The sequence below is a fragment of the Plantactinospora sp. B24E8 genome, assembly GCF_039871735.1.
Taxonomy (GTDB): domain Bacteria; phylum Actinomycetota; class Actinomycetes; order Mycobacteriales; family Micromonosporaceae; genus Plantactinospora.
On sequence record NZ_JBDPMH010000018.1, the window covers coordinates 17,536 to 40,117 of the forward strand.

Sequence of the window (22,582 nt, forward strand, 5' to 3'; positions counted from 1 at the left end):
GCCCGGCTGGGGGTCCAGCGAGACGATCGCACCCACGGCGGTGAGCCGCTCGGCGAGCAACCTCGTCTCGGCGGGCGTCCCGAGGATGCCACCGCTGGTCAGCGCGGCGAAGGTGCTGCTCGCCTCGGCGATCGTGGCCCCCTGCGGCGGAACACGCCGAGGAGCCGCACTCTGATCGGACGGGCGGCAACGGGGTCGACCCGCAACCGGACCAGGCCGACCTGGGCGACGAGGATTCTGCGCACGTCGTCGGGCATCTCATCCCGGCCACACCGCTCGGTGACACCGCCACAGCCGCCGCAGCGCGTCGAGACCGCCCAGCCGAGCCTGTCCCCGTCGAACGTCTCGGTGACCTCACGAGCCGTCCCCGCCCCACACTCCGGACAACGCCCGGTCACGTCACGTCCCCGTGGACCGGGCTGCCGCGGCCGGGGCGCACCGGGTCCAGGTCCAGCAGCCGCACCACGAGCATCGTACGCCGCACCGCTTCGTGGACCTCACCGGGCCGCATCCATCCGGGTGTCACGTGGAAAGTGAAGAGGAGGTCGCGGTCGGCCGTCCATGGTGGAATCTGGTTGGCCTCGTACGCGGCGTGCAACTCCGGGGGCGTCGAGCCGGCGGGCGGTGCCGATCATCCGGTGCGGTCGACGCAGCGCCATCGGTTCGACCGGTACGGGCAGTTGGACCACGACGAACACGCCCCGACCCTGCCAGTCCGGGACCGAGCCGTGGAGCGCGTTCCCGTTCCAGGTGATCTCGCCGACGGTGAGCGGAAGCCGGTCGACGGTCCGGGCCCAGGCCCGATGCACCCGGATCTGGTCGGGTCGCTCGCTCAACGGCAGCCACGGCCACGGTTGGTCGATCGGGGCGGGTCGCCAGCCCTCGATCCCGAGCCGACGCGCCGTGCGCCGGGCACGGATTGTGTGAACCACTCGCCGAGCGGCGTAGCCGGTCCCGACGACGACCATCGCGACCAGCGGGTAGTGCTGGGCCGCGATCTTGACTGCGGCCAGTATCAGTAGACCGCCGCAGCACATCAGCACGACCATCGTGGCGACGAAGGGCGTTGCGTACCCGGTCTCTCATCGACCGTGACCCTAAACAGCCGGCGCTACGCTCTGCTGATGACCTTCGCCGGGCGTACCTTGACTCCTGCCGTGGTCGAGGCGTTGCGGTACTGGCCCGGAGTTGTCCACTCTGTCAGGCCGGCCCCCGTGGACCTCGCGGTTCTACCGCCCTTCTTCACCGACCTGCTTGCTGAACTGCCGTGGTGGAACCAGGCCTGGCGGATCGACCGGGTGGAGCCCGCCCACCCACACGAGACTCCGTGGAACGATCGCGAGCAGGGAGTTGTCGAGGTCTCGGTGCCGGGAACGGCGAGCTGCGGCAGCGACGATGTCCTGCCGTTCTCGGCCCAGGTCCGGTTCGACGGCGATCGGCTGATCAGATTCCAGGCGAAGCTCGGCGACATGGTCGTCGGCCCCAGCGTCGCCGCTCCCGGCAAACCGGAGCCGCACCCCTTCGGAGTGGTCTTCAGCCGGCTGATAGACCTGCGCGGAATCTCTGTCCGGGACATGGCCAGGGGAAGCTTCCGGTCGGAGTCCACGATCAGAGGACTCCGTGCCGGGGGCATCGTTCCGCATCGGGCGGTGCTCGCGTACGTACCGGAAGTCCTGGGGATCTCCGCCGAGGACCTGGCCGCCATCGCCGGGCTCGACCCGGAGGAGAACGGGTGACGGTGGACCGGCAGACTCCGGCCGCATCGGCCCACGGTCACGCTCAGCGGAACGGATCGGCCAGGCGTGGCGGTGGCCGTCGGCCGTTGGTCTTTGTCGACGTCGACGGCGTACTCATTCCGTTCCGCGCCCGTCCCGGCGGCACCGATCAACGGTTGAACAGCGGTGCGGCAGACATTCCCGACCGTTCCGGGAACCCGCTGGCGGATCGTCTCGACCACAACGACGGTCGTCGTCTGCTCGCCCTGTCGGGCGAACTGGTCTGGGCGAGTACCTGGATGGCCGAGGCGAACGAGGTCGTCGCACCCCGGCTCGGTCTCCCTGTGCTGCCGGTCGTCGAGTGGCCCGACACCGACGGGAACCCACCACGCGGCGTGCACTGGAAGACCGAACCCCTGAGCCGCTGGGCGGCACGACGTCCGTTCGTCTGGCTCGACGACGAGATCTCCGACGCCGACCGACGATGGGTGGCCGCACACCACGGAGGGCCGGCGCTGCTGCACCGCGTCGACCCGCATCAGGGACTGACTGACAGCGATCTTGCCGCAGTACGTCGATGGATCGAGCGACTGGACTGGGACGAACCGGGTTGACCGTATCGTCAGTTCGGGTCGTCGGTATCCAGCTGTCCCGGTTCGTCATCGACACCAGCACCGGCGGGCTCACCGGCTACCGGTCCGGGTGCCGTCAGGATGCTGTCGAGGCCCTCGTCGAACAGCAGGTCGTCGCTCCATCGGGTCTCGTCCATATGGCCGGAGGCGTTGAGGGTCGGGTAGGTGTCGGCGCTCGCGGTGATGTGGTTGCGGGCCGCAGCCCGCAACCGGGGGTTCGCGGTCCGGCGCCAGGTGGCCTCCGTCAGCGCGGCGCCGATCACGTAGTTGGCCAGGGTGCGGGTTGCCACCGCGAGTTGGCGCCCTGAGTAGCCGCCGCGTACGAGCGCCGACTGCAGGAACTCGGTACGGGCGAGCACATTCGGCCCGAGCATCGGGCGTCCGATCAGCTCCGGTGCCCACGGATGCCTCAGCATGGCCGCCCGCCACCCTCGGACGAGGGCGCGGAGATCCTCCCGCCAGTCCTCGCTCGGTTCCGGTACGGGCACGGCGCCGAAGACCTCGTCCAGGGCGAGGTCGAGGAGATCGTCCTTCGTTCTCACGTGCCAGTACAGCGCGGTGGACGTGACGTCGAGCAACTGGGCGAGGCGGCGCATCGTCAGGCCCACCGTGCCGTGTTCGTCGAGTACGGCCACCGCCGCGTCGACGATGCGACCGAGGGTCAGCTGCGGCGCCCGTCGGGCACGTGTCCGATCGGTTCGGAGCCACACCGACACCGTGCTGCCGTGGCTCTCCTGCTCGTCTGTGGCGTTCCCCGAGGGGTCCGGCTCTGCGGCGATCACCCAGTCAACCTAGCACGCCGTTCAATTGACTTAACGATGGTAAGTTAGTTCGCCTGGACCGCTCCGGCAGGCGAACAGGCGGAGGAGCCGCATGCCCCTGATACGAGTCCACCTCGACAGCGACCGAATCACCGCCCGACGCGTGTGGCAAATGCACCGAGCGGGCAAGGTCCACGACGAGTCCCGGGAGGCCGCCCGCGAGCAGGTGTGGCGCCAGGGCCGCACCCCTGCGGGCGATCCGGTGTTCGTGGGCGTCACGAACGGCCGACGCCACGTGCAGTTGCTCTACGACGTGGAGGTCTACCCGGACAGCAGCCCCTGACCCGGGAGAGCCGCCGGAACCGGCGCGGGCGGCCGGGCCGGCGAACCGGCCCGGCCGCCCCTGTCCCGGACGGTCGGTGAACTACCGGTCGAGCGGCTCGATCCAGATGTTGCGGTACTGCACCGGGTTGCCGTGGTCCTGCAGTCGGATGGCGCCCGCGGCCGGGCCCTCCGGGCGGCTGCCGCCGGTGGGGCCGAGGATCTCGACGTCGTCGTGCACGGTGACGCCGTTCCACACCACGGTGACCCGTGGGTTCTCGACCTTGGTGCCGGCCGCGTCGTAGCGGGCCTGCCGGTAGACGATGTCGTACGTCTGCCAGGTCTGCGGCGGCCGGGCCGCGTTCACGTCCGGGGCCTTCTGGGTGTAGATGGCGGCGGCGTCGTTGGTCTGCGGCGGGTCGATGCCGTACGAGTCCAGCACCTGGATCTCGTAGCGGTCCTGGAGGTACACGCCGCTGTTGGCGCGCGCCTGCCCGGTCACCTCCGGCGGATACAGCGGCAGGTTGAACTCGACGTGCAGCCGGAAGTCACCGAACGCCTGAACGGTACGCAGGTCCCCGTTGCGTACCGTCATCGCACCGTCGGCGATCGTCCACTCGGGTTCACGTCCGTCGGTGTGCTGCCACTCGGTGAGTCCACTCCCGTCGAAGAGGGTGATGCGTTCACCCCGCGGCCGGACGGCGAGCACGTCGAGGTTGACGTGGCCGGAGTCGGCGGCCTCCTTACGGTACTCGACCAGGTTCCGGCCCTTGACCAGCCGCACCGTCGTGCTGATGGTGCCCCACTCCTCCCAGGTGACGGTGGAGGGGAAGACTGTCTGCTCCACCCGCTCACCGTTGACGTACAGACTGAGCTGCTTCTCGCCGGAGTACGGGTTCGGGCCGTTGCTGTAGCGCATCGCCAGGTCGTACTGGCCGCTCTTGCCGACCTCGACGGCGATCCTGGTCGACGAGCCGTCCTCGGCGAACCCGGCGGCGAACCCGGAACCGGAGTATGCGGCGTGGTCGGTCGCCATGCCGACGCCGGCCGTGCGGCCCTCCTCGGCCTCGTGGAACGTCTGCGGCTGCGTCACGTGACCCGGAATCTGGTTGAGCGTGTACCAGGCCTCAGTGTTCCACAGCTCCTCGCCGTCGGCGGAACTGAACGGGCGAGGCGACCGCAGGTGTACCACCCGGTCCTCCTTCAGGCCCGGGATGGTGAGCCGGACAGTACGCCGGTCCCGGGACAGCTCGGCCCGGGTGACGTCGAGCGTCTCCAGGTCGAGCTTGGGGCCGCCGTACTGGCTGGTCGCACCGTAGCGCCACTGCGTCACCTGGTACGCGTCGGCGAGTTCCTGCGCGGTTTCGGCCGACAGCGGTTCGGTGTACTCCAGGTCGAACCCGACCCGGGACGCCCGCATCCGCTTCACCTCGAAGACCGAGGTGCCGTTCGGCGTCAGCTTCTGCAGGCCGTACGTCAGCTTGCCCTCCTGGCCCCAGTTGCCGCCGGCGCCCAGGCCGCCCACGTAGAGTGCGCCGTCCGGGCCGAGGGTCACCTCGTTGACGCCGACCTCCAGGCCCTGGCTGTGCCGGAACACCGCGCCCTGGTACTGACCCTCGACCTTGTCCAGGTACACCCGCTGAAGGCCGCCGTACGTCACGTCACCGATGACGAGTTGCCCCTGGTACGGCCCCTTCCTCAGCAGTACCGGGGTGGACGGGGAGTTGGCGATCTCGTTCTGCGGCAGCCAGGCGACCGGTCGGGTCACCGGGTTGTCGTCGAACGGGCCCGCCGGGGTGGTGTAGTGGTGGTAGAAGGCGTCCTTCCTGATCTCGACGAGCTTGGATGCGGGCAGCCAGCCCCCCTGGTTGTCGGTGACGAAGACCTCGCCCTTCGGACCCCACCCGATCCCGTTGGGGGTACGCAGCCCGCCGGCCAGGTACATGATCTTCCCGGTTCTGGCGTTCACCTTGATCGAGGTGCCACGGTTCGGCGCCGGCTGCGGCACCGTGGTGGCACCGCCGTAGTTAATCGCGACCGAGAGGTTCAGGTGGAAGTGGCCGTCCCGGTAGAGCAGCCCGAAGGCGAACTCGTGGAAGTTGCCGCCCCACGGCCAGGTGGCGACCGTGCGGCGGGTGTCCGCGACCCCGTCCCGGTCGGTGTCGCGCAGCGCCGTCAGCTCGTGCTTCTGGCTGACGTACACGGTGCCGTCGACCACCGCGACGCCCTGCGGTTCCCGCAGCCCGTCGGCGAACCTCCGGTGGGTCACCCGTTCCGGACCGGTCCGGCCGGTGACGCCCTCGACCACGTAGATCTCACCGGTCGCGTTGTCGGTGCCGCCCCAGGTCGACATCACCAGGTCGCCGTCGGGGAGGAACGCCATGCCGGTGACCTGCGGCTCGAACCCGTCCGGGCGAAGATCGGTGAGGGTGTAGCCCGGGTGCACCCGGTCCAGCGGCAGACCGTCACCGGCCGAGTCGCTGGCGCCCTCACAGTATTTCCAGCCGGGCGCGGTGACGCGGACGACGCCGGCGTCGGTGCTCAGCGCGGAGGTCGGTACGAGTGCGAAGTTGTCGGCGCCGGGTGTCCGCCACTCGAGTCGCAGCACCTGGCCGCCGCCGTTGTCGAAGAACTCGACGAACAGCGGGTGCAGGCCGGCGGTCAGGGTGGCCGTTCCCTCCATGGCGGTCTCGCCGTGCAGGCCGTCGTGGTCGACGACCCGCTGGCCGCCGATGGTCAGCCGCGACCCGTCGTCACTGGTGAGCCGGAACGTGTACGTCCCGTCCACCGGCACGGTGAGGTTGCCGGTGACGTGGCTGATGAACCGGTCGGCGAGGCCGAACTCGTCGGTGCCGGTCCAGTTGATCTGCGGCATGAGCTTGTCGATGTTCGGTGTCTGTGCGGGTTTGAGGGTGCACAGTGCCGAGAGCGGGGTGCCCATGTCGTACGAGCGCAGGGTGACACCGGGTTCCTGCGGCGGGATGTCGGCGGCGGACGCGGACGCGGCGGGGGTGACGGCGACTCCGGCGAGCAGTGTCGCCAGAGCGGCACCCCCGGCCGCGAGCACGCCACGACGGCGCGGGCGCCGTCGGTTCGGTGCGGTCACGGTTCCTCCTGGTGAGCGCGGATCCCGGGGCAGGGAGGCGTGGTGGCGGGCTCCTCCCTGCCCCGGTTGCTACGACCTCGTAACACCCAAGATCGATCGCCGACTTTAACACTTTCCATCGATCCAACAGAAGTTCTGATTAAACTGACAAAAGTTGGCATCGGGGCCGACCGGACATCCGTCCGGTCAGGACGGCGCGGGCCCGACAAACCAGGACGGTGGTCGGGCGGTCCGACGGCCGGACCTCGCGTTGGCCGGGCGGCCGTACCATCTGCCGATGCGTATCAGGATCACGGCCGCGACGGCCGTCGCCGGAGTGCTGGCCGCCGTCGTACTGGCGGGTTGTGGCTCGTCGTCGGAGGAGCCGGCGGCAGGGCCGGCATGGGCGCCGGGTGCGGACATCGCCCCGACTCCGACCGCCTCCGCCTCGGTCCGGCCCTCCCCCACCGCGACATCGTCGCCGACCAAATCGGCCGCATCGCTGCCCCGGCCGGGCAACCCGAAGGGTCGGGCCGAGGTGCCGGCCGAGGCCCGCGCGGAGGACACCCGCAAGCCGGACCGGGTGATCGGAAACGGTACGCCGGCCAGCTGCACCTCGGCGGCGGTGGTCTCGGCGGTCGCCAAGGGTGGGGTGATCACCTTTTCCTGCGGTCCCGCCCCGGTCACCATCACCATGAAGGCCACCGCGAAGATCCGGAACTCGACCGGTCCCCGGATCGTGCTCGACGGCGGCGGCAAGGTCACGCTCAGCGGCGGCGGCAAGCGCCGGATCCTCTACATGAACACCTGCGACCAGGCGCAGGGCTGGACCACCTCACACTGCCAGGACCAGGACCACCCGCGGCTCACCGTACAGAATCTGGTCTTCGCGGACGGCAACTCCACCGGCGACCGGGTCGAGGGCGGTGGCGGCGGGGCGATCTTCGTCCGGGGCGGGCGGTTCAAGGTGGTCAACTCGCGGTTCGTCCGCAACCGCTGCGACCAGACCGGCCCCGACCTCGGCGGCGCCGCCATCCGGGTGCTGAGCCAGTCCAAGGGCCTACCGGTGTACGTCGTGAACAGCACCTTCGGCGGCGCGTCAGGGCAGGGCGGCACGTGCGCCAACGGTGGCGCGCTGAGCAGCATCGGCGTCTCCTGGGTGGTGCTCAACAGCGTGCTGAGCCACAACAAGGCGGTCGGGCGGGGCGCCAACCCGGCCCGGGGCGGCACCCCGGGCGGCGGCAGCGGCGGTGCGATCTACACCGACGGCAACCGGTTCACCGTGACGATCGCCGGCAGTGTCGTCGAGAACAACCACGCCAACGAGGGCGGCGGTGCGATCTTCTTCGTCAGCAACGACCGGACCGGTACGATGACGATCAACGGATCGACGCTGCGCCGCAATCCCAGCGACGGCTTCGAGACGCGGGGCTTTCCCGGCATCTTCTTCCTCGGCGCCCGGAACCCGACCGTGACCGGCTCGACGCTCGGCTAGCACCCGCCGGCCCAACCGACCGACGCGGCCCCGACCGACCGTGGAGCAAGTCGTGCAGAACCGGCACCTCGTCCTGCTGGACACCGACATCGGCAACAACATCGACGACGCGGTCTGCCTCGCCTACCTGCTGGCGCAACCGCGCTGCGACCTGCTCGGCATCACCACGGTCAGCGCCGACCCGACCGCCCGGGCCGCGCTGGCCAGCGTGCTCTGCCGGGCCGCCGGACGGGACGTACCGATCCTGCCCGGCGCGCACCGGCCGCTGGTCGGTCCACCGCTGCAGGGACCGCCGCCGCAGGCCGCCGCGCTCGCCCGCTGGGACCACGAGACCTCGTTCCCCACCGGGGACGCGGTGGAGTTCCTGCGCCGGACCGTCCGGGCCCATCCGGGCGAGGTGACGCTGCTGGCCGTCGGCCCGCTGACCAACGTGGCCCTGCTCTTCGCGGCCGACCCGGAGCTTCCGTCGCTGCTGCGCGCCCTGGTCACGATGGGCGGCGCCTTCCACACCGTGCCCGGCCCGGAGTGGAACGTCCGCTGCGACCCCGAGGCCGCCGCCCGGGTGTACGCCACCCCGGTCCCGGTGCACCGCTGCGTCGGTCTCGACGTCACCACCCGGGTACGGATGGACGCCGACACGTTCCTGGCCCGGTGCGGCGCCCATCCGCTGCTGGCGGCCGTCGCCGACCTGGCCGGCTCCTGGTTCACCGAACGGCGGGCCGTCACCTTCCACGACCCGCTGGCCGCCATGACCATCGTCGCGCCGTCACTGTGTACCTTCGCCGCCGGCGAGGTGACGGTCGTCCGGGAGCCCGGTCCGGACTCCGGGGTCACGGTGTGGCAGCCGGACGCGGACGGCACCGGGCAGGGCCGGCACCAGGTCGCGGTCGACGTACGACCGAATGCCGTCCTCGACCACTACTTCGCGGTTGTCGACGCGTACCCGTCGACGCGGTCCGGCCGGTCGATGCCGTCGCGCTACCCGACACCGGGCGCGTTCCGACCGTTCGGCGAGGGTGCGGGCGGGCCGGACGGCGCGGCGATGGGCGGGCCGGAAGCGGGCCGGGCGCCCGAGCACCTGCGCCCCGCCCACCGGGGCGAGCCGGTCCTGCTCACCGTCGACGGGCACGACTTCCGGGTCCGGGTACGCGCCGACGAGCCGGGCACGTACGACTTCGAGTGGCTCACCGGACCACACGAGTACGGCTTCACCCTCGGCGGACCCGTCGAGCCGCGGATGGGCCGGGCCGAGATGGAGGAGGCCATCCGCGGCTTTCTCGCCGAGGTCGACCCGGCCACCGGCTACCTCGCGGAGTAGCCCTCACGCACACGACCCGGACGCGCTCGATGCCGATGCCGCGGGCTGCATCAGTACCTGGCTGCTCAACGGCGGCGATCTCGATGACTGGTGGTGGGAGGTTCTTGCCGCACGTGAGCAGGACCTCGCCCGAGTGGTACCGCAGTTGGCCGGCTACGAGAGGAGCCACTCCCAACGGCTGTCGGACATGACGGCGCTCGTCCTGGGTCCGCCTGACGACCTCGCTTCCTGGCACCCCTCACCGACGGCGCCCCGATCTGCCGCACACCGCCTGGCCCGGATCGTGTCGGGCCGCTGCGCACAGGACGGTCGCGCCGACCCGCGCACCTGTGACGGGTACGTCGTGCGTTCTGGGTCATCAGCCGATCGGATGCCCGAAGGCGACGATCGGCTATTTCCATGTGCGACGGACACCCTGCGACGCTTAGGAAGGAGGCATGACCAACGAGCGGACCGTTCCCCTGCTGCCGTGCGCATCCATTGACGACATCGAAACCTTCTACGGGGTTCTCGGTTTCCGCACCACGTACAAGCAGCGCAAGCCCAACCCGTGTGTGGGGGTGCAGCGGGAAGACCTGCATCTGCAGTTCTTCGAGATCGCCGGATTCGACCCGGAGCAGTCCTACGGCTCCTGTCTCGTCATCACCGCGGACATCGAGGGACTACACCGGGCATTCGCAGCCGGCATGCGCGCCGCGTACGGCAAGGTACTGGTGTCCGGAACACCGCGGATGACCCGGCCGAGGGCGCGGAAGAACGCCGACGGGTTGGGCGGGTTCAGCGTCATCGACCCGGGCGGCAACTGGATCCGCGTCTTTCGGGACCCTGCCACCGCGCCCGTGCCGGCCACCACGCCTGCTGGGCGGCTGGCCAAGGCCCTGGCGAATGCTGTCGTACAGGCCGACTCCAGGGGAAGCGTCGGACAGGCCGTTCGGATCCTCGACAGCGCGTTGGCCCGCCCGCAAGCCGACGACGACCCGGTCGAGCAGGTAGAGGTCCTGGTCTACCGCGCCGAACTCGCGATGGTGCTACACGACCCAGAGACCGCGGCCGAGATGCTGGCCCGCGCCCGGTCCGTCACGCTCACCGAAGACGAATCCGAAAGGGCGGCACCCGCGTTCGACAACGCCACCGAACTCGCAGCAGCACTGCGGTGACTCACCATACGAACGCTCCCTCAACTGGGCATGACAGCGCACTCGCGGCGGTCCAGGTTGTTACCGCTTCGGTCGTGGCACATGGTGGTGTGTGGGTCGGTGTAACGGCAGCGATCTGGACGTTGCGGCGGTTGACGGCAGCATCGAGGATGGCCAGGAGAAGGGGGCGGACCGGGAGGGCAGGTCAGCTGGCGGCGTGGCGCCACACCTGGTACCCGGGGCGTCGCCGTGGCGAAGACGGCGCCGCGGCAGATACTTCCCGGAGGGGCGATGACCACGATGGTCGGCAAGGTGTGCCTGGTGACCGGCGGGACCAGCGGGATTGGCCGGGAGACGGCGGCCCGGCTGGCCGAGTTGGGGGCCACCGTGGTCGTCGTCGGGCGCGACGCCGAGCGTGGGCGAGCGGCCGTCAAGGAAATCCGGCATCGGGCACCCGGTGCCGAGGTGGAGCTTCTGACGGCCGACATGTCGAGCATGGCCGAAGTGCGCCGGCTGGCCGCCGAGGTGCTGGAGAAATACCACCGGCTCGACGTGCTCGACAACAACGCTGGTGTGATCACGCTGAAGCGGCAGATCACGGTCGACGGCTACGAGACCATGTTCGCCGTCAACCATCTGGCGCCATTCCTGCTGACCAGCCTGCTGCGGGAACGGCTGATGGCCAGCGCACCGGCCCGCGTGATCACGGTCTCGTCCAACGTGCACAGGTCGGCCAAGCGGATCCCGTGGAACGAACTGGCCCGCGGCGAGCCGAGCTACCCGCTGTCGAAACTGGCGAACATTTTGTTCACAGTCGAGTTGGCCAAGCGCCTGGCCGGCACCGGCGTGGTCGCCAACTGCCTGCACCCGGGCCTCATCCGTACCCAGCTGGGCCGTGAGGCCCGCGGCGTCGTGAAGCTGCTCGTCGCCGCCGCCAAGCCTTTCATGGGTACCGTCCAGACCGGCGCGGCCACCCCGGTCTACCTGGCCAGCGCCCCGGAGGCGGGCGAGGTTACCGGAGGCTACTTCTTTCGCGGCAAGCAGATTGAGCCGAGTTCCCTGGGCCGTGACCCCGGGTCCGCCGCGCGTCTGTGGGCCCTCAGCGAGGAGTTGGTGGCGTAGGCCAGGCCAAGATCGTCGTCAAATGGGTACCAGGCGCGCCGTACGCCGTTCTCCGTTCTGCCCGATTCCAGTCGTGACAACCGGAACCGTGGGCCGGAGAACGGCGTGCGCCGCTACGACATGCTCAACCCACCCACGACAACGTCACAAGAGCCCAGAAATCGACAGGAAGGGCTTTCCTCACCTCCGGAAGCGGTCGGACAGGGCGTAGCGCAGCAGTACGACGTCGTCGATCTGCCGGGTCTCCACCAGCCGGGCCCGGCGCCCGGAGTGCCAGGGGAACCGGCCGTCGCCGACGAACCGTGGTGCCCGGCAGTCGCCGACAAAGAACGGGGCGATCACCAGGTGCAGTTCGTCGGCGAGGCCGGCGGTGAGGAACTGGGTGTGCATCGTCGCCCCGCCCTCCACCAGCAGTCGGCGTACCCCCCGGGTGGCGAGGTCGGCCAGCAGCCAGCCGGGCTCCACCGGTTCGCCGCCGTCCACCACCGTGGCCAGGTCACCGAGGCACTCCCGGGCCTTCTCCACGGCGGTGGACGGACAGTAGACGATTTTGTCGACCTCGCCGGTGGTGAAGAAGCGGGCGTCCGGGTCGAGTTCTCCGCACCCCAGCACGGTGACCTTCGTCGGCGACGCCGGCAGCCCGCTGGCGACCCGCCGGTCCCGGCGCTGGCGGGACCGCACCAGCAGCCGTGGATTGTCCAGCCGTACGGTGTTCGCGCCGACCAGGATCGCGTCGCAGCCGGCCCGGACCCCGTCGACCCGGTCGAAGTCCTCGTCGTTGGAGAGCAGCAGGCGCTGGTCGCTGGCGTCGTCGAGGTAACCGTCGATCGAGGTCGCGCAACTGAGCAACACGTACGGCCGCTCGCTCCGATCACTCATGGCGCCGGCCCGTTCAGGCCACGAACGGCCGGTCGGCGGTACGGGCCGCCCGGCTCGCCTTCGCCGCCAGGTAGCCGGCGTTGGCCGGGGAGACGAACAGGCCGGTCGGCACGGACTCGGTCACCGTCACGCCGAGTCGGGCGAGCTGTTCGGCCTTCTCCGGGTTGTTGCTGAGCAGGGCGAGCCGGGACACCCCCAACACGGCCAGCATCTGCGCGGCCACCGTGTAGTCGCGCTCGTCCTCGCCGTGGCCGAGCGCCACGTTCGCCTGGTAGGTGTCCAGGCCGGCGTCCTGCAACGCGTACGCGTCGAGTTTCGGGTAGAGGCCGATGCCCCGCCCCTCCTGGCGGAGGTAGAGCAGGAACCCGCCCGCGTCGGCGATCCGCTCCACCGCCTCCCGCAACTGCGGTCCACAGTCGCACCGCTGGCTGCCGAAGACGTCGCCGGTGAGGCACTCGCTGTGCGGGCGGACCAGCGGCGCCACGCCGTCGACACCGTCCCGGTCCCGCGCCCCCACCCAGTCACCGAGCCCGAACGCGAGATGCTCCCGGCCATCCACCAGCCCGTCGAAGGAGAAGACCCGGGCGGTCGTGGCGTACCCGTCGGGGAACCGGAGCGGGACCGTGACCTGCGTACGGATGGTGGCGGCGGGCAGTGGTGCGTACATTGTTCTCCTTTGTTAGGACGGTGCCGGACCGCGTCGGCGTCGACGGACCAGCAGGACGGCGGCACCGGGGAGGCTGGACACCAGCACCAGCGCCCCGTACACCATCGCCGTGGCGACCCCCTGGGCGGCGGTCAGGCCGGCGGCGGCGAACGCCCAGGCCGCCACCCCCTCCCGTGGCCCGAAGCCGCCGATGTTCGCCGGTACCGCCATGGCCAGCAGGGCCAGCAGGGTCAGCGGCACCAGTTGGGACAGCGGTGCGGTGGCGCCCGCGGTACGGGCCGCGACGAGGAAGGTCGCCAGGTGACCCAGCACCACCACTGTGGAGGCGAGCAGGACCCCCAGCCAGGTATGACGGGCGAGCACCCCGTCGCGGACGTCGGCCACGGCGGTACGCAGCGGCCGGGTCCACCGCGCCCCGCCGTCCCGGGACAGTACGCGGAGCAGGACGGCGACGCCGATCCCGACAACCGTCACCGCCACGACGGCGCCCGGCAGGTACGACCGCACCGGTGACGGGAGTCCGAGCAGCAGCCCCAGCGCGATCACGACCATCACGGCCTGCCCGGCGAGCCGTTCCCAGAACACCGCCCGGAGGCCGCGGGCGACGTCGCCGGCGTCCCGTCCATGTCGCACCGCGCGATCCACGTCTCCCAGCACCCCGGTGGGCAGCGTCGCATTCAGGAAGAGCGCCCGGTAGCAGTGCGCGACGGCGCTGCCGAGCGGCAGCCGTACGCCGAGGCCGCCGGCGACCAGACTCCACCGCCAGGCGCCGCATACCGTGGTCAGTAGACCGATGCCGAGCGCCGCCGCGATCGCCGCGCCGTCGATCAGGCGCAGTCCGTCGAGGAACGGGCCGGCGCCGAGTCGCCAGACCAGGAAGCCGAGGATCCCCACCGCGGCGACCAGTCGCAGCCAGGCCCAGCCGAAACGGCGTCGGGTCGACGCGGCCGGGGTGGCCGGGTTTCCGGCCGGAGCCGGTGCCGGGACGGGCCGGTGGCCGCGTCGACGACCGACCGGCCGGAGGACCCGGCCGGGACGGCGGTCGGGGATTCCCGGCCCGGCCGAGCCCGGCCGGCGGTCCGGGGTTGTCGAGCCGGGCCGACGGGTGGGTGTCCCGGGCGTCGGCGTCGGCGCCGGGGACACGCTGCCGGGACGCCGCGCGAGCGTGCTCTCCGTGGTGAACATCGACCTGCTATACGCGGTCGGACCGTCAAAGGTTCATTCCCCCACCGGCGAGGATGTCCTGATGGTGGAGGACCACCTCCAGTGCGCCGGCTGCCGCCTCGGCCCGGCGCCGGTCGGCGTACGCGTCGACCCGCCCGGCCAGTTCCGGTCGCTGCTCGACGGCCGCGTCGAGCCAGCCGGTGAACCACTCGCCGACCAGCGCGGCCTGGTCCGGGCCGAGCAGCCACGGACTGGACCGGACCACGGTCGGTACGCCCCGCCGGCGGAACGCCTCGACGCAGGCGTCGACGGCGTCCGGTCCGAGCAGGCGGCGGCCGTCGACCGTCCGGCGCTGGTGGGCGTTGAACGCCTCGGCGATCTCCCCGTCGAGCGGGTCGGCCGGGGTGAACTCGACCCGGCCGAGCACCGAGATCGTGAACAGTGTCGGGCAGCCGGTGTCGGCGCAGGTCGCCACGATCCGGTCCAGTTCGTCGGCGGTCAGCATGTCGAGCAGCGCGGAGGCGGTGATCAGCGAGGCGCCGTCGAGGTCGTCGGCGGTGAGCCGGGTGATGTCGCACTCCCTGGTCCGGACGCTGACCGGGCTGCCGTCGGCGGCCCGGCCGGCCATTCCGGCCCGGGCCCGGGCCAGCAGGTCGGGGTCGCGGTCGTACATGACCCAGTGCTGCGGACCGGGCAGCCGGGGGGCGAGCCAGCGTCCCATCGAGCCGGTACCGGTGCCGAGGTCGTGGACGACGATCGGGCCGGTCTCCCCCAGGTGGCGACGGACCTGCTCGACGAGGTCCGTCGACCGGGCCGCCGCGTCGGCGGGCTCGCGCAGGGCCAGCCAGGCGGCGAATCCCAGCGTCTCGGTGCTCATCTGTCTCCTCGCTACGTGTGTCGTCGGAAGCCGGGAAAGTCCGGGGGCGGGACACCCCTGGCTCAGGCCGGTGACAGGGGCCGCCCGACGGGGCCGGCCGCGCGTACCCGGGTCAGCACGTCGGCGACCCGGGCGGCGGTCACGGTCCAGTCGGTGAGGGCGTCCCGGCGTTGTCGGGCGGCCTGCCGCAGGGCCCGGCGCAGCCCGGCGTCGCCGAGCCAGTGGCGGAGCGCGGCGGCCAGCGCGGTCGGGTCGTCCGGTGGCACCAGCAGGCCCGGCAGGCGGCCGTCCGGGGTCCGACCGACCGCCTCCGGCAGCCCGCCCGCCGCCGTGACCAGGACCGGGATCCCCCGCGCCAACGCCTCGGTGACCACCATGCCGTACGTCTCTCCCCGGGACGCCAGCACCAGCAGGTCGGTGCCGGCGTACGCGGCCGCGAGTTCGGCCCCGGTGAGCGGGCCGGGCAGGTGTACCCGGTCGGCGAGGTTGTCCGCGTCGACCTGCCGCCGCAGCCGGGCGACGAACGCCGGGTCCCGTCCGGTCGACCCGACGCAGCGGCAGCTCCACGACAGGTCGGCGACCGAGGCCAGGGCGCTGACCAGGACGTCGTGCCCCTTGTTCGGGGTGAGTGCCGCGACGCAGAGCAGCCGCGTCCCGGTGTCTGTGCCGACGGTCAGCGGTGCCGGGTCCACGCCGGGCGTCGCCACGTGCACCCGGTCGGCCGGCAGCGCGTACCGGTCTAGCAGGTGGCGGCGGGTCCAGTCGCTGGTCGTGACGACGGCGGCGACCCCGGCCAGGGTGGTCCGCTCGGCCCGGCCGAGCGTCGGATCCTCGGCGTCCAGCGGCATGTGCAGCAGGACCACCAGGCGCAGCCGGTGTGCCCTCGGGAGCAGCGCCTCGGGCACGGTGGAGGCGACCAGCCCGTCGAGCAGCACCACCGCGTCGTCGGGCAGGCCGTCGAGCAGACCGGCGAGCCCGGCCCGTTCGTCGGCACCGGGTCGGGGCCAGCCGCCGGAGACCGGATGTTCCCGGACCGCCCAGCCGGCCCTGGTCAGCGCCTGGCAGAGCCGGCGGTCGTAGACGTTGCCGCCGCTGGGCGTCGCCGGATCGTCGATGTCGTTCGGCAGGACGACGTGGACGACGTCGGTGCCGACGGTCGGCCGGGTACGGCCGGGTGCGGAATCGGCACCGACGACCGGCCGGGTCGGATCCGTGCCGGTCTCCGGCCGGGCGGGAACCATGTCGGTCTCCGGCCGGGTCCGCGGACCCGGCCGGGCCGGGCTGTTCACAGTGGCCGCTCGTAGCTCGCCCAGGCGATGTGCGACTCGTGCAGGGTGACGGTGATCCCGGCGAGCCCGTCGGCGCCGGCGCCGAGCCGTCCGTCGTGCGCCCGCTCGGCGAGCCGGTCGGCGATCGTCCGGGCGAGGACCTCCGTGGTGGTGTTCGTCCCGGCGAACGCCGGCTCGTCGTCGAGGTTGCGGTAGTTCAACTCCCCGAGTACGTCCTTCAGCTCGGTCGCCGCCCGTCCGATGTCGACCACGATCCCGTCGGCGTCGAGCTCGGCCCGGCGGAACGTCGCGTCGACGACGAACGTCGCCCCGTGCAGACGCTGGGCGGGCCCGAAGACGTCCCCCCGGAAGCTGTGGGCGACCATCATGTGGTCCCGGACGGTCACGCTGAACACGAATCACTCTCCGTCGTACTCGATGAGGTGGCAGAGCGCGGGCAGGTCGCCCGAGCTGAGTCGGTGCAGGACGTCCGGCAGCTCCTCGAACCGGGAACGCCCGGTGAGCAGGGTGTCGAACGCGGGGTCCCGGAGCAGGTCCAGGGCGAGCGCGAGCCGGTCGGCGTAGCCGCGACTGGACCGGCGGGCCGGCGCCACCGTGCCGACCTGGCTGGCCCGGATCGCCAGCCGCCCGGAGTGGAACGCGCCGCCGAGCGACAGGGTGACCTCACGGTCGCCGTACCAACTCAGTTCGAGGACGGTGCCCTCGGCGGCGAGCAGTTCCAGGGACCGTCGCAGTCCGGCGGCGGTGGCGCTGGCGTGCACCACGAGGTCACGGTCGCCTGCGGCGTCGCCCGGAAGCGCGAAGTCGACGCCGAGCGCGGCGGCGAGCCCGGCCCGCCCGGGGTCGGTGTCGACGAGTTCGACCCGGACGCCGGGGAAGCGGGCGAGCAGGGCCGCGACGCAGGCGCCGACCATGCCGGCGCCGACCACGGTGATCCGGTCGCCGACCAGCGGCGGGGCGTCCCAGAGCGCGTTGACCGCGGTCTCCACCGTGCCGGCCAGCACCGCCCGGGCCGGGGGCACCCCGTCCGGCACCGGGACGACGGCGGTGGCCGGGACGACGTACGCGGTCTGGTGCGGGTGGAGACAGAAGACGGTACGCCCGCACAGCTCCGCCGAACCCGCCTCGACCACCCCGACGTTGAGGTAGCCGTACTTGACCGGGGCGGGGAAGTCGCCCTCCTGGAACGGGGCGCGCATCACCGCGTACTGGCTCTGCGGCACCCGGCCGGAGAAAACCAGGGTCTCGGTGCCCCGACTGATCCCGGAGAAGAGGCTGCGGACCAGGACCTCGTCCGGGCCGGGCTCGGGCAGCGTCGTCGACCGGATCTCGCCCTCGCCGGGGGCGCTGAGCCAGAAGGCGTCGGCGTGCCGGCTCACCGGCTCCTCCTCATCCGCACCACGTCAACCCGCTTCCGGGATCCATCACCCGAACTCACCTCGACTCATCCGAAATCCCGTCGAACTGTTCGGCCGGATTTTCCGTACCCATGATCAGGGGCGCAACGATAGACACGGAGGAACGGTGGCAAAGGTTCAAAGGGGCCCGCTGGCCGGGCTCGTCGTCCAGATCCTGGTGCTGGCCGGCCTCGCCGGGACCGTCGGGCTGAGCGTCGTGGGCTGGCTGGTCGGCATCGCGTACGGGGTGGTCGTCTGCGCCGCCCTCGTCCGGGGCCTGGGCGCCGCCGGTGCGGCCGGGTTCGCCCCGGCCGACTGGGTGACGTCGGCCCGGGGCACCCTCGTCGGTGGCGTGGCGGCCCTGACCGTCGACTCGTTGCACCGGTCGATCCCGGTCACCCTGCTGGTGGTGCTCGCCGCAGTCGCGTTGGCCCTGGACGGGGTCGACGGTCAGGTGGCCCGACGGACCGGTACGGCCAATCCGCTCGGCGCCCGGTTCGACATGGAGATCGACTCGGTCCTGTTGATGGTGCTCAGCGTCTACGTCGCACCGAGCGTCGGCGCCTGGGTGCTCGCGATCGGCGGCATGCGGTACGCCTTCGTCGTGGCGTTGTGGGTGCTGCCCTGGCTGCGTGGACCGCTGCCGCCCCGGTACTGGCGGAAGGTGGTGGCGGCGACCCAGGGAATCGTCCTGGTGTTCGCGGCCGCCGAGGTGCTCCCCCGGCCGCTGGCCCTCGCCGCACTCGCCGCCGCCCTTCTGCTCCTCGTCGAGTCGTTCAGCCGGGACGTCCGCTGGCGGTGGCGGCACCGGGACGGCGGCAGGCCGGGTCGTGCCCCGCTGGCCCGGGTGGAGCAGGCCCGTACCCCGGCCGCCGGGTTCGCCCGGTGAAGGCCCCGACGCCGGTGCAGGACCCGACGCCGCCCGCCCCGACGGCCGCGCCCGAGGTCGGGACGCCGGGCGGGGTCGAGACGCCGGCCGAGGTGGCCGAGAACCGGACGCCGGAGAAGGGGGCGCCGGCCGGGACGGCGGAGGAGACGACGGCGGCGCCCGCGCCGCGGCGTCGGATCGTGCGGCGGATCGCCGCCGGGGTCCTCACCAGCCTGGCCGGTCTGCTGGTTTTTGTCGCCCTGGTCGCCCCGAACCAGCCCAGCCGGTTCACCCCCGGACAGTTCGCCCGGATCCCGGTCGAGGCACTGCTCGCGCTCGCCCTGCTGCTCGTCCTGCCCGGACGGGCGCGTCGGGTCGCGGCGGTGCTGATCGGCGTCGGCCTCGGCCTGTTGAGCATCCTGAAGTTCCTGGACATGGGTTTCTACACCGCCTTCGACCGCCAGTTCGACCCGCTGGTCGACTGGATGCTGCTCGACGACGCGGTCAACTTCCTCACCGACGCGGTTGGCCGGGCCGGGGCGATCGGCGCGGTGGCCGCGGCGGTGCTGCTCGCCGTCGCCCTCCCGGTGCTGATGGTCCTCGCGCTGCGGCGTCTGGCCCGGACGGTCGTACGGCACCGGCGGGTGGCGGGCCGGGCCGGCCTGGCGTTCGGTGCGGCCTGGCTGGTCTGTGTGGTGCTCGGCGTGCAGATCGTGCCGGATCTGCCGGTCGCGGCGAAGAGCGCGGGCGGCCTCGCGGTCCACCGCGTGCTGCAGGTCCGCGCCGGGCTCGAGGACCGGGAGAAGTTCGCCGCCGAGACCGCCGCCGACGCGTTCCACGACACTCCGGGCAGTGAACTGCTGACCGCGTTGCGCGGCAAGGACGTGATCATCGCCTTCGTCGAGAGCTACGGGCGCGACGCGGTCGAGGAGCCGGAGTTCGCCGGGGTCGGTGCGGTGCTCGACGACGGCACCCGACGGCTGGCCGCGGCCGGGTACGGCACCCGCAGCGCCTTCCTCACCTCGCCGACCGCCGGTGGTGGCAGTTGGCTGGCCCACGCCACCCTGCTCTCCGGAGCGTGGACCGACAACCAGCAGCGGTATCGGGACCTGCTGGCCACCGACCGGCTGACCCTCAACGGCGCGTTCCGGCGGGCCGGCTGGCGGACCGTCACCGTGATGCCGGCGCTCACCGCTCCGTGGCCGGAGGCGGGCTTCTTCCAGAACGACCGGCTGTACGGCGCCAAGGACCTCGGCTACCGGGGCCCGAAGTTCAGCTTCGCACCCATGCCCGACCAGTACACCCTCGCCGCGTTCCACCGGCTGGAGCGGGCGGATCCGGAGCACGCGCCGGTGATGGCGGAGATTCCGTTGATCTCCAGCCACTCGCCCTGGACCCCGCTGCCCCGGATGGTCGGCTGGGACGAACTCGGCAACGGTTCGATCTTCCGGCCGATGGCCGAGGCGGGACCGTCGAAGGACGAGGTGTACCGCGACCCGGCCCGGGTCCGCACCCAGTACGGGCTCTCCATCGAGTACTCGGTCAGCAGCCTGGTCTCCTACGTGGAGACGTACGGCGACGACGACCTCGTACTGATCTTCCTCGGCGACCACCAGCCGGCTCCGGTGGTGACCGGGGAGGGGGCGAGTCGGGACGTACCGATCTCGATCGTCACCCGGGACCGGGAGACGCTGGACCGGATCGCCGACTGGAGGTGGCAGGACGGTCTGCGGCCGGGCGCGCCGGCCCCGGTGTGGCGGATGGACGACTTCCGGGACCGTTTCCTGACCACCTTCGCCCGCTGAGCCTCACCGTCACCGGTCGGCCGCCGATGTGGCCGACCGGTGACGGCCCGCTCCGGGACCGCCCCTTGCCGCGCTGGTGGCCGGCGGGCCGGCTGTGCCCCGCTGGTGGTCGGCGCTACCGGGCGAGGCGCCCGGCGAGCCAGGCCAGCGCCAGCGGGTAGCGGTGGTCGATGCCGCTGCGTCCGTCGCCGCCACCGGGCTCGACCCCAAAAATATTTAACAAGGCTTACGGATCGACCGCCCCGCATGTAGCCTGAGCCGACGCGGCGGCGCCCGGGCAGGTCGAGCGGCGATCTGGCGCCACCGCCTGCCGGAGGTGCTGATGCGTTCCCCCTCGACCGTCCTACGCAGGGCGTCCGCCCTGTTCCTGGCCCTGTTGGCCGGCCCGGCGCTGGCCGGCCCCGCGACCGCCGGTCCCGCGACCACCAGACCACCCGCCCTGGGCGGCGGGTCGGCCACCGCCGGGGACGTCCGCGCCCTCGACAGCGTCATCCCCGCGCCGGTGCAGACCGCCGCCGACCCGAGGGCGGACTACCGGCTCGGCCCGGCCACCCTGATCCGGACCCAGTTCGGCTCGGCCGAGGCGCGCCGGGTCGGCGAACACCTCGCCGGGGTGCTGCGTCCCGCCACCGGCTACCCGCTGCCGGTGGTGCCGGCGGTCTCCGCCCGTCCCGCCGGGATCACCCTGCTGCTCGGCGGCGCCGACGGCCGGGTCGGTCGGGGCGGCTACCAGCTCGACGTCGCCCGGTCCGGGGTCACCATCCGGGCCACCTCCGGCGAAGGGCTCTTCAACGGCGTCCAGACGCTGCGGCAGCTGCTGCCCGCCGCGATCGAGTCGCCCCGGCCGACCCGGCGGAGCTGGACGGTGCCGGGCGGACGGATCGTCGACCAGCCGAGGTTCGGCTACCGGGGCGCCATGCTGGACCTGGCCCGGCACTTCCACACCCCGGCGGAGATCCGCACCTACATCGACCTGATCAGCCAGTACAAGGTCAACCACCTGCACCTGCACCTCAGTGACGACCAGGGATGGCGGATCCAGATCGACAGCTGGCCCCGGTTGACCACGGTCGGCGGCGGCCCCGGCACCGGAGTGGACGGGGTCGGCGCCGGCTACCTGACCAAGGCCGAGTACCGGGCACTGAACGCGTACGCCGCCGCCCGGTACGTGACGATCGTGCCCGAGATCGACATGCCGGGGCACACCAACGCCGCCCAGTCGACGTACGCGGAACTCAACTGTGACGGGGTGGCGGTGCCACCGCGTACCGACATCGCGGTCGGCTACAGCTCGCTCTGCGTGGAGGACGAGCTCACGTACACCTTCGTCGAGGACGTGATCCGGGAACTCGCCGCGATGACCCCCGGCCCGTATCTGCACATCGGCGGTGACGAGGCGCACGCCACCACCGACGAGCAGTACCGGACCTTCATGGACCGGGTGATCCCGATGGTCGCCCGGTACGGCAAGCGGGCCTTCGGCTGGCACGAGATCGCCAAGGTCTCGCCCCCCACCTCGGTCGTCCCGCAGTACTGGGGCACCGGCAGCACCGACGCCTCGGTGGCCGCCGCCGCAGCCCGGGGCAACAAGGTGCTGATGTCGCCGGCCAACCGCGCCTACCTGGACATGAAGTACGACCGCTCCACCCCGCTCGGCCTGAGCTGGGCCGGTCTGATCGAGGTCCGTGACGCGTACGACTGGGATCCCGCCACCCGGGTCCCCGGCGTCGGCGAGGAGTCGATCCTCGGGGTCGAGGCGCCGCTCTGGTCGGAGACCCTGCGCAGCATCGACGACATCGAGTTCATGGCCTTCCCCCGGCTGCCGGCCATCGCCGAGCTCGGCTGGTCGACGCCACACAGCCACGACTGGGAGTCGTTCCGGCAGCGACTGGCCCAGCAGGCGCCGCGCTGGACGGCCCAGGAGGTGAACTTCTACCGGTCGCCGCAGATCCCCTGGGTCGACTGACTGTGCCCCGTTGCGAGGACCGTCTCCGTATCCGCTGAACTCAAGGTGAAGTTCTTCGAGATTCTCGATCGGGTCGGGAGCGTGG

Annotated in this window: 20 protein-coding genes and 1 pseudogene; 11 read left to right on the forward strand and 10 right to left on the reverse strand. The window is 71.8% G+C overall.

What is annotated here, in order from left to right; translation table 11 throughout:
* Positions 1–40: 40 nt before the first annotated feature.
* Positions 41–175, forward strand: a complete 135-nt coding sequence (locus ABGB21_RS23450; protein WP_347657068.1) for a hypothetical protein — start codon at positions 41–43, stop codon at positions 173–175.
* 322 nt (positions 176–497) lie between these two features.
* Here ABGB21_RS23450 and ABGB21_RS23455 read toward each other — a convergent pair whose 3' ends face one another.
* The gene (locus tag ABGB21_RS23455) at positions 498–1,049 is read right to left on the reverse strand and encodes a hypothetical protein (protein ID WP_347679542.1); all 552 of its coding nucleotides are present in this window, start codon (positions 1,047–1,049) and stop codon (positions 498–500) included.
* A gap of 165 nt (positions 1,050–1,214) precedes the next feature.
* Between ABGB21_RS23455 and ABGB21_RS23460 the strand changes: the two genes are divergently transcribed.
* Both ABGB21_RS23460 and ABGB21_RS23465 read left to right on the forward strand, forming a co-directional pair.
* Positions 1,215–1,736 carry a hypothetical protein gene (locus tag ABGB21_RS23460; RefSeq protein WP_347679544.1) on the forward strand — a complete coding sequence of 174 codons (522 nt, stop codon included), beginning with the start codon at positions 1,215–1,217 and terminating at the stop codon, positions 1,734–1,736.
* 86 nt (positions 1,737–1,822) lie between these two features.
* Positions 1,823–2,329 carry an HAD domain-containing protein gene (locus ABGB21_RS23465; RefSeq protein ID WP_347657065.1) on the forward strand — a complete coding sequence of 169 codons (507 nt, stop codon included), beginning with the start codon at positions 1,823–1,825 and terminating at the stop codon, positions 2,327–2,329.
* An 8-nt stretch (positions 2,330–2,337) separates the two neighbouring features.
* Here the strand turns inward: ABGB21_RS23465 and ABGB21_RS23470 are convergent, their stop codons facing one another.
* The gene (locus tag ABGB21_RS23470) at positions 2,338–3,129 is read right to left on the reverse strand and encodes a TetR/AcrR family transcriptional regulator C-terminal domain-containing protein (protein WP_347657064.1); all 792 of its coding nucleotides are present in this window, start codon (positions 3,127–3,129) and stop codon (positions 2,338–2,340) included.
* A 91-nt stretch (positions 3,130–3,220) separates the two neighbouring features.
* On the opposite strand from ABGB21_RS23470, the gene ABGB21_RS23475 reads away from it, so the two are divergent.
* A complete protein-coding gene (locus ABGB21_RS23475) occupies positions 3,221–3,451 on the forward strand; it encodes a hypothetical protein (RefSeq protein WP_347657063.1) in 231 nt (76 codons plus the stop codon).
* Between the two features lie 81 nt (positions 3,452–3,532).
* Here the strand turns inward: ABGB21_RS23475 and ABGB21_RS23480 are convergent, their stop codons facing one another.
* Positions 3,533–6,535: a family 16 glycoside hydrolase gene (locus ABGB21_RS23480; RefSeq protein ID WP_347679545.1), complete on the reverse strand. Its 3,003-nt coding sequence runs from the start codon at positions 6,533–6,535 to the stop codon at positions 3,533–3,535.
* A 277-nt stretch (positions 6,536–6,812) separates the two neighbouring features.
* Here ABGB21_RS23480 and ABGB21_RS23485 point away from each other — a divergent pair, with 277 nt between their 5' ends.
* The 4 genes from ABGB21_RS23485 to ABGB21_RS23500 all read left to right on the forward strand — a co-directional run bounded on the left by ABGB21_RS23485 (position 6,813) and on the right by ABGB21_RS23500 (position 11,585).
* Positions 6,813–8,009 (forward strand): hypothetical protein, encoded by a 1,197-nt coding sequence (locus ABGB21_RS23485; RefSeq protein WP_347679547.1) that lies wholly within the window; start codon positions 6,813–6,815, stop codon positions 8,007–8,009.
* Positions 8,010–8,061: 52 nt separating this feature from the next.
* Complete coding sequence (locus tag ABGB21_RS23490) at positions 8,062–9,327, forward strand: nucleoside hydrolase (protein WP_347657059.1); 1,266 nt, start codon at positions 8,062–8,064, stop codon at positions 9,325–9,327.
* Between the two features lie 437 nt (positions 9,328–9,764).
* Complete coding sequence (locus ABGB21_RS23495) at positions 9,765–10,484, forward strand: VOC family protein (RefSeq protein ID WP_347679549.1); 720 nt, start codon at positions 9,765–9,767, stop codon at positions 10,482–10,484.
* 270 nt (positions 10,485–10,754) lie between these two features.
* The gene (locus ABGB21_RS23500) at positions 10,755–11,585 is read left to right on the forward strand and encodes an SDR family oxidoreductase (protein WP_347679551.1); all 831 of its coding nucleotides are present in this window, start codon (positions 10,755–10,757) and stop codon (positions 11,583–11,585) included.
* 180 nt (positions 11,586–11,765) lie between these two features.
* Here the strand turns inward: ABGB21_RS23500 and ABGB21_RS23505 are convergent, their stop codons facing one another.
* From ABGB21_RS23505 to ABGB21_RS23535, 7 genes are all read right to left on the reverse strand, one after another.
* Positions 11,766–12,464: a dihydrofolate reductase family protein gene (locus ABGB21_RS23505; protein WP_347679553.1), complete on the reverse strand. Its 699-nt coding sequence runs from the start codon at positions 12,462–12,464 to the stop codon at positions 11,766–11,768.
* A gap of 13 nt (positions 12,465–12,477) precedes the next feature.
* Entirely contained in the window at positions 12,478–13,131 is a 654-nt protein-coding gene (gene ribA, locus ABGB21_RS23510; protein WP_347679555.1) for a GTP cyclohydrolase II, read from the reverse strand.
* 12 nt (positions 13,132–13,143) lie between these two features.
* Positions 13,144–14,316 (reverse strand): lysylphosphatidylglycerol synthase transmembrane domain-containing protein, encoded by a 1,173-nt coding sequence (locus tag ABGB21_RS23515; protein WP_347656078.1) that lies wholly within the window; start codon positions 14,314–14,316, stop codon positions 13,144–13,146.
* A gap of 25 nt (positions 14,317–14,341) precedes the next feature.
* On the reverse strand, positions 14,342–15,172 hold the full coding sequence (locus tag ABGB21_RS23520; RefSeq protein WP_347656077.1) for a class I SAM-dependent methyltransferase: 831 nt from the start codon (positions 15,170–15,172) through the stop codon (positions 14,342–14,344).
* Positions 15,173–15,234: 62 nt separating this feature from the next.
* Complete coding sequence (locus ABGB21_RS23525; RefSeq protein ID WP_347679557.1) at positions 15,235–16,413, reverse strand: glycosyltransferase family 4 protein; 1,179 nt, start codon at positions 16,411–16,413, stop codon at positions 15,235–15,237.
* A 44-nt stretch (positions 16,414–16,457) separates the two neighbouring features.
* On the reverse strand, positions 16,458–16,856 hold the full coding sequence (locus ABGB21_RS23530) for a 6-carboxytetrahydropterin synthase (RefSeq protein WP_347656073.1): 399 nt from the start codon (positions 16,854–16,856) through the stop codon (positions 16,458–16,460).
* Between the two features lie 3 nt (positions 16,857–16,859).
* Entirely contained in the window at positions 16,860–17,840 is a 981-nt protein-coding gene (locus ABGB21_RS23535; RefSeq protein ID WP_347679559.1) for an NAD(P)-binding protein, read from the reverse strand.
* Positions 17,841–17,985: 145 nt separating this feature from the next.
* Between ABGB21_RS23535 and ABGB21_RS23540 the strand changes: the two are divergent.
* From ABGB21_RS23540 to ABGB21_RS23550, 3 genes and pseudogenes are all read left to right on the forward strand, one after another.
* Positions 17,986–18,669, forward strand: a pseudogene (locus ABGB21_RS23540) (CDP-alcohol phosphatidyltransferase family protein); the annotation flags it as partial.
* A 74-nt stretch (positions 18,670–18,743) separates the two neighbouring features.
* Positions 18,744–20,531, forward strand: a complete 1,788-nt coding sequence (locus ABGB21_RS23545; protein ID WP_347656070.1) for a sulfatase — start codon at positions 18,744–18,746, stop codon at positions 20,529–20,531.
* A 322-nt stretch (positions 20,532–20,853) separates the two neighbouring features.
* The gene (locus ABGB21_RS23550; protein WP_347656068.1) at positions 20,854–22,497 is read left to right on the forward strand and encodes a beta-N-acetylhexosaminidase; all 1,644 of its coding nucleotides are present in this window, start codon (positions 20,854–20,856) and stop codon (positions 22,495–22,497) included.
* Positions 22,498–22,582 lie beyond the last annotated feature (85 nt).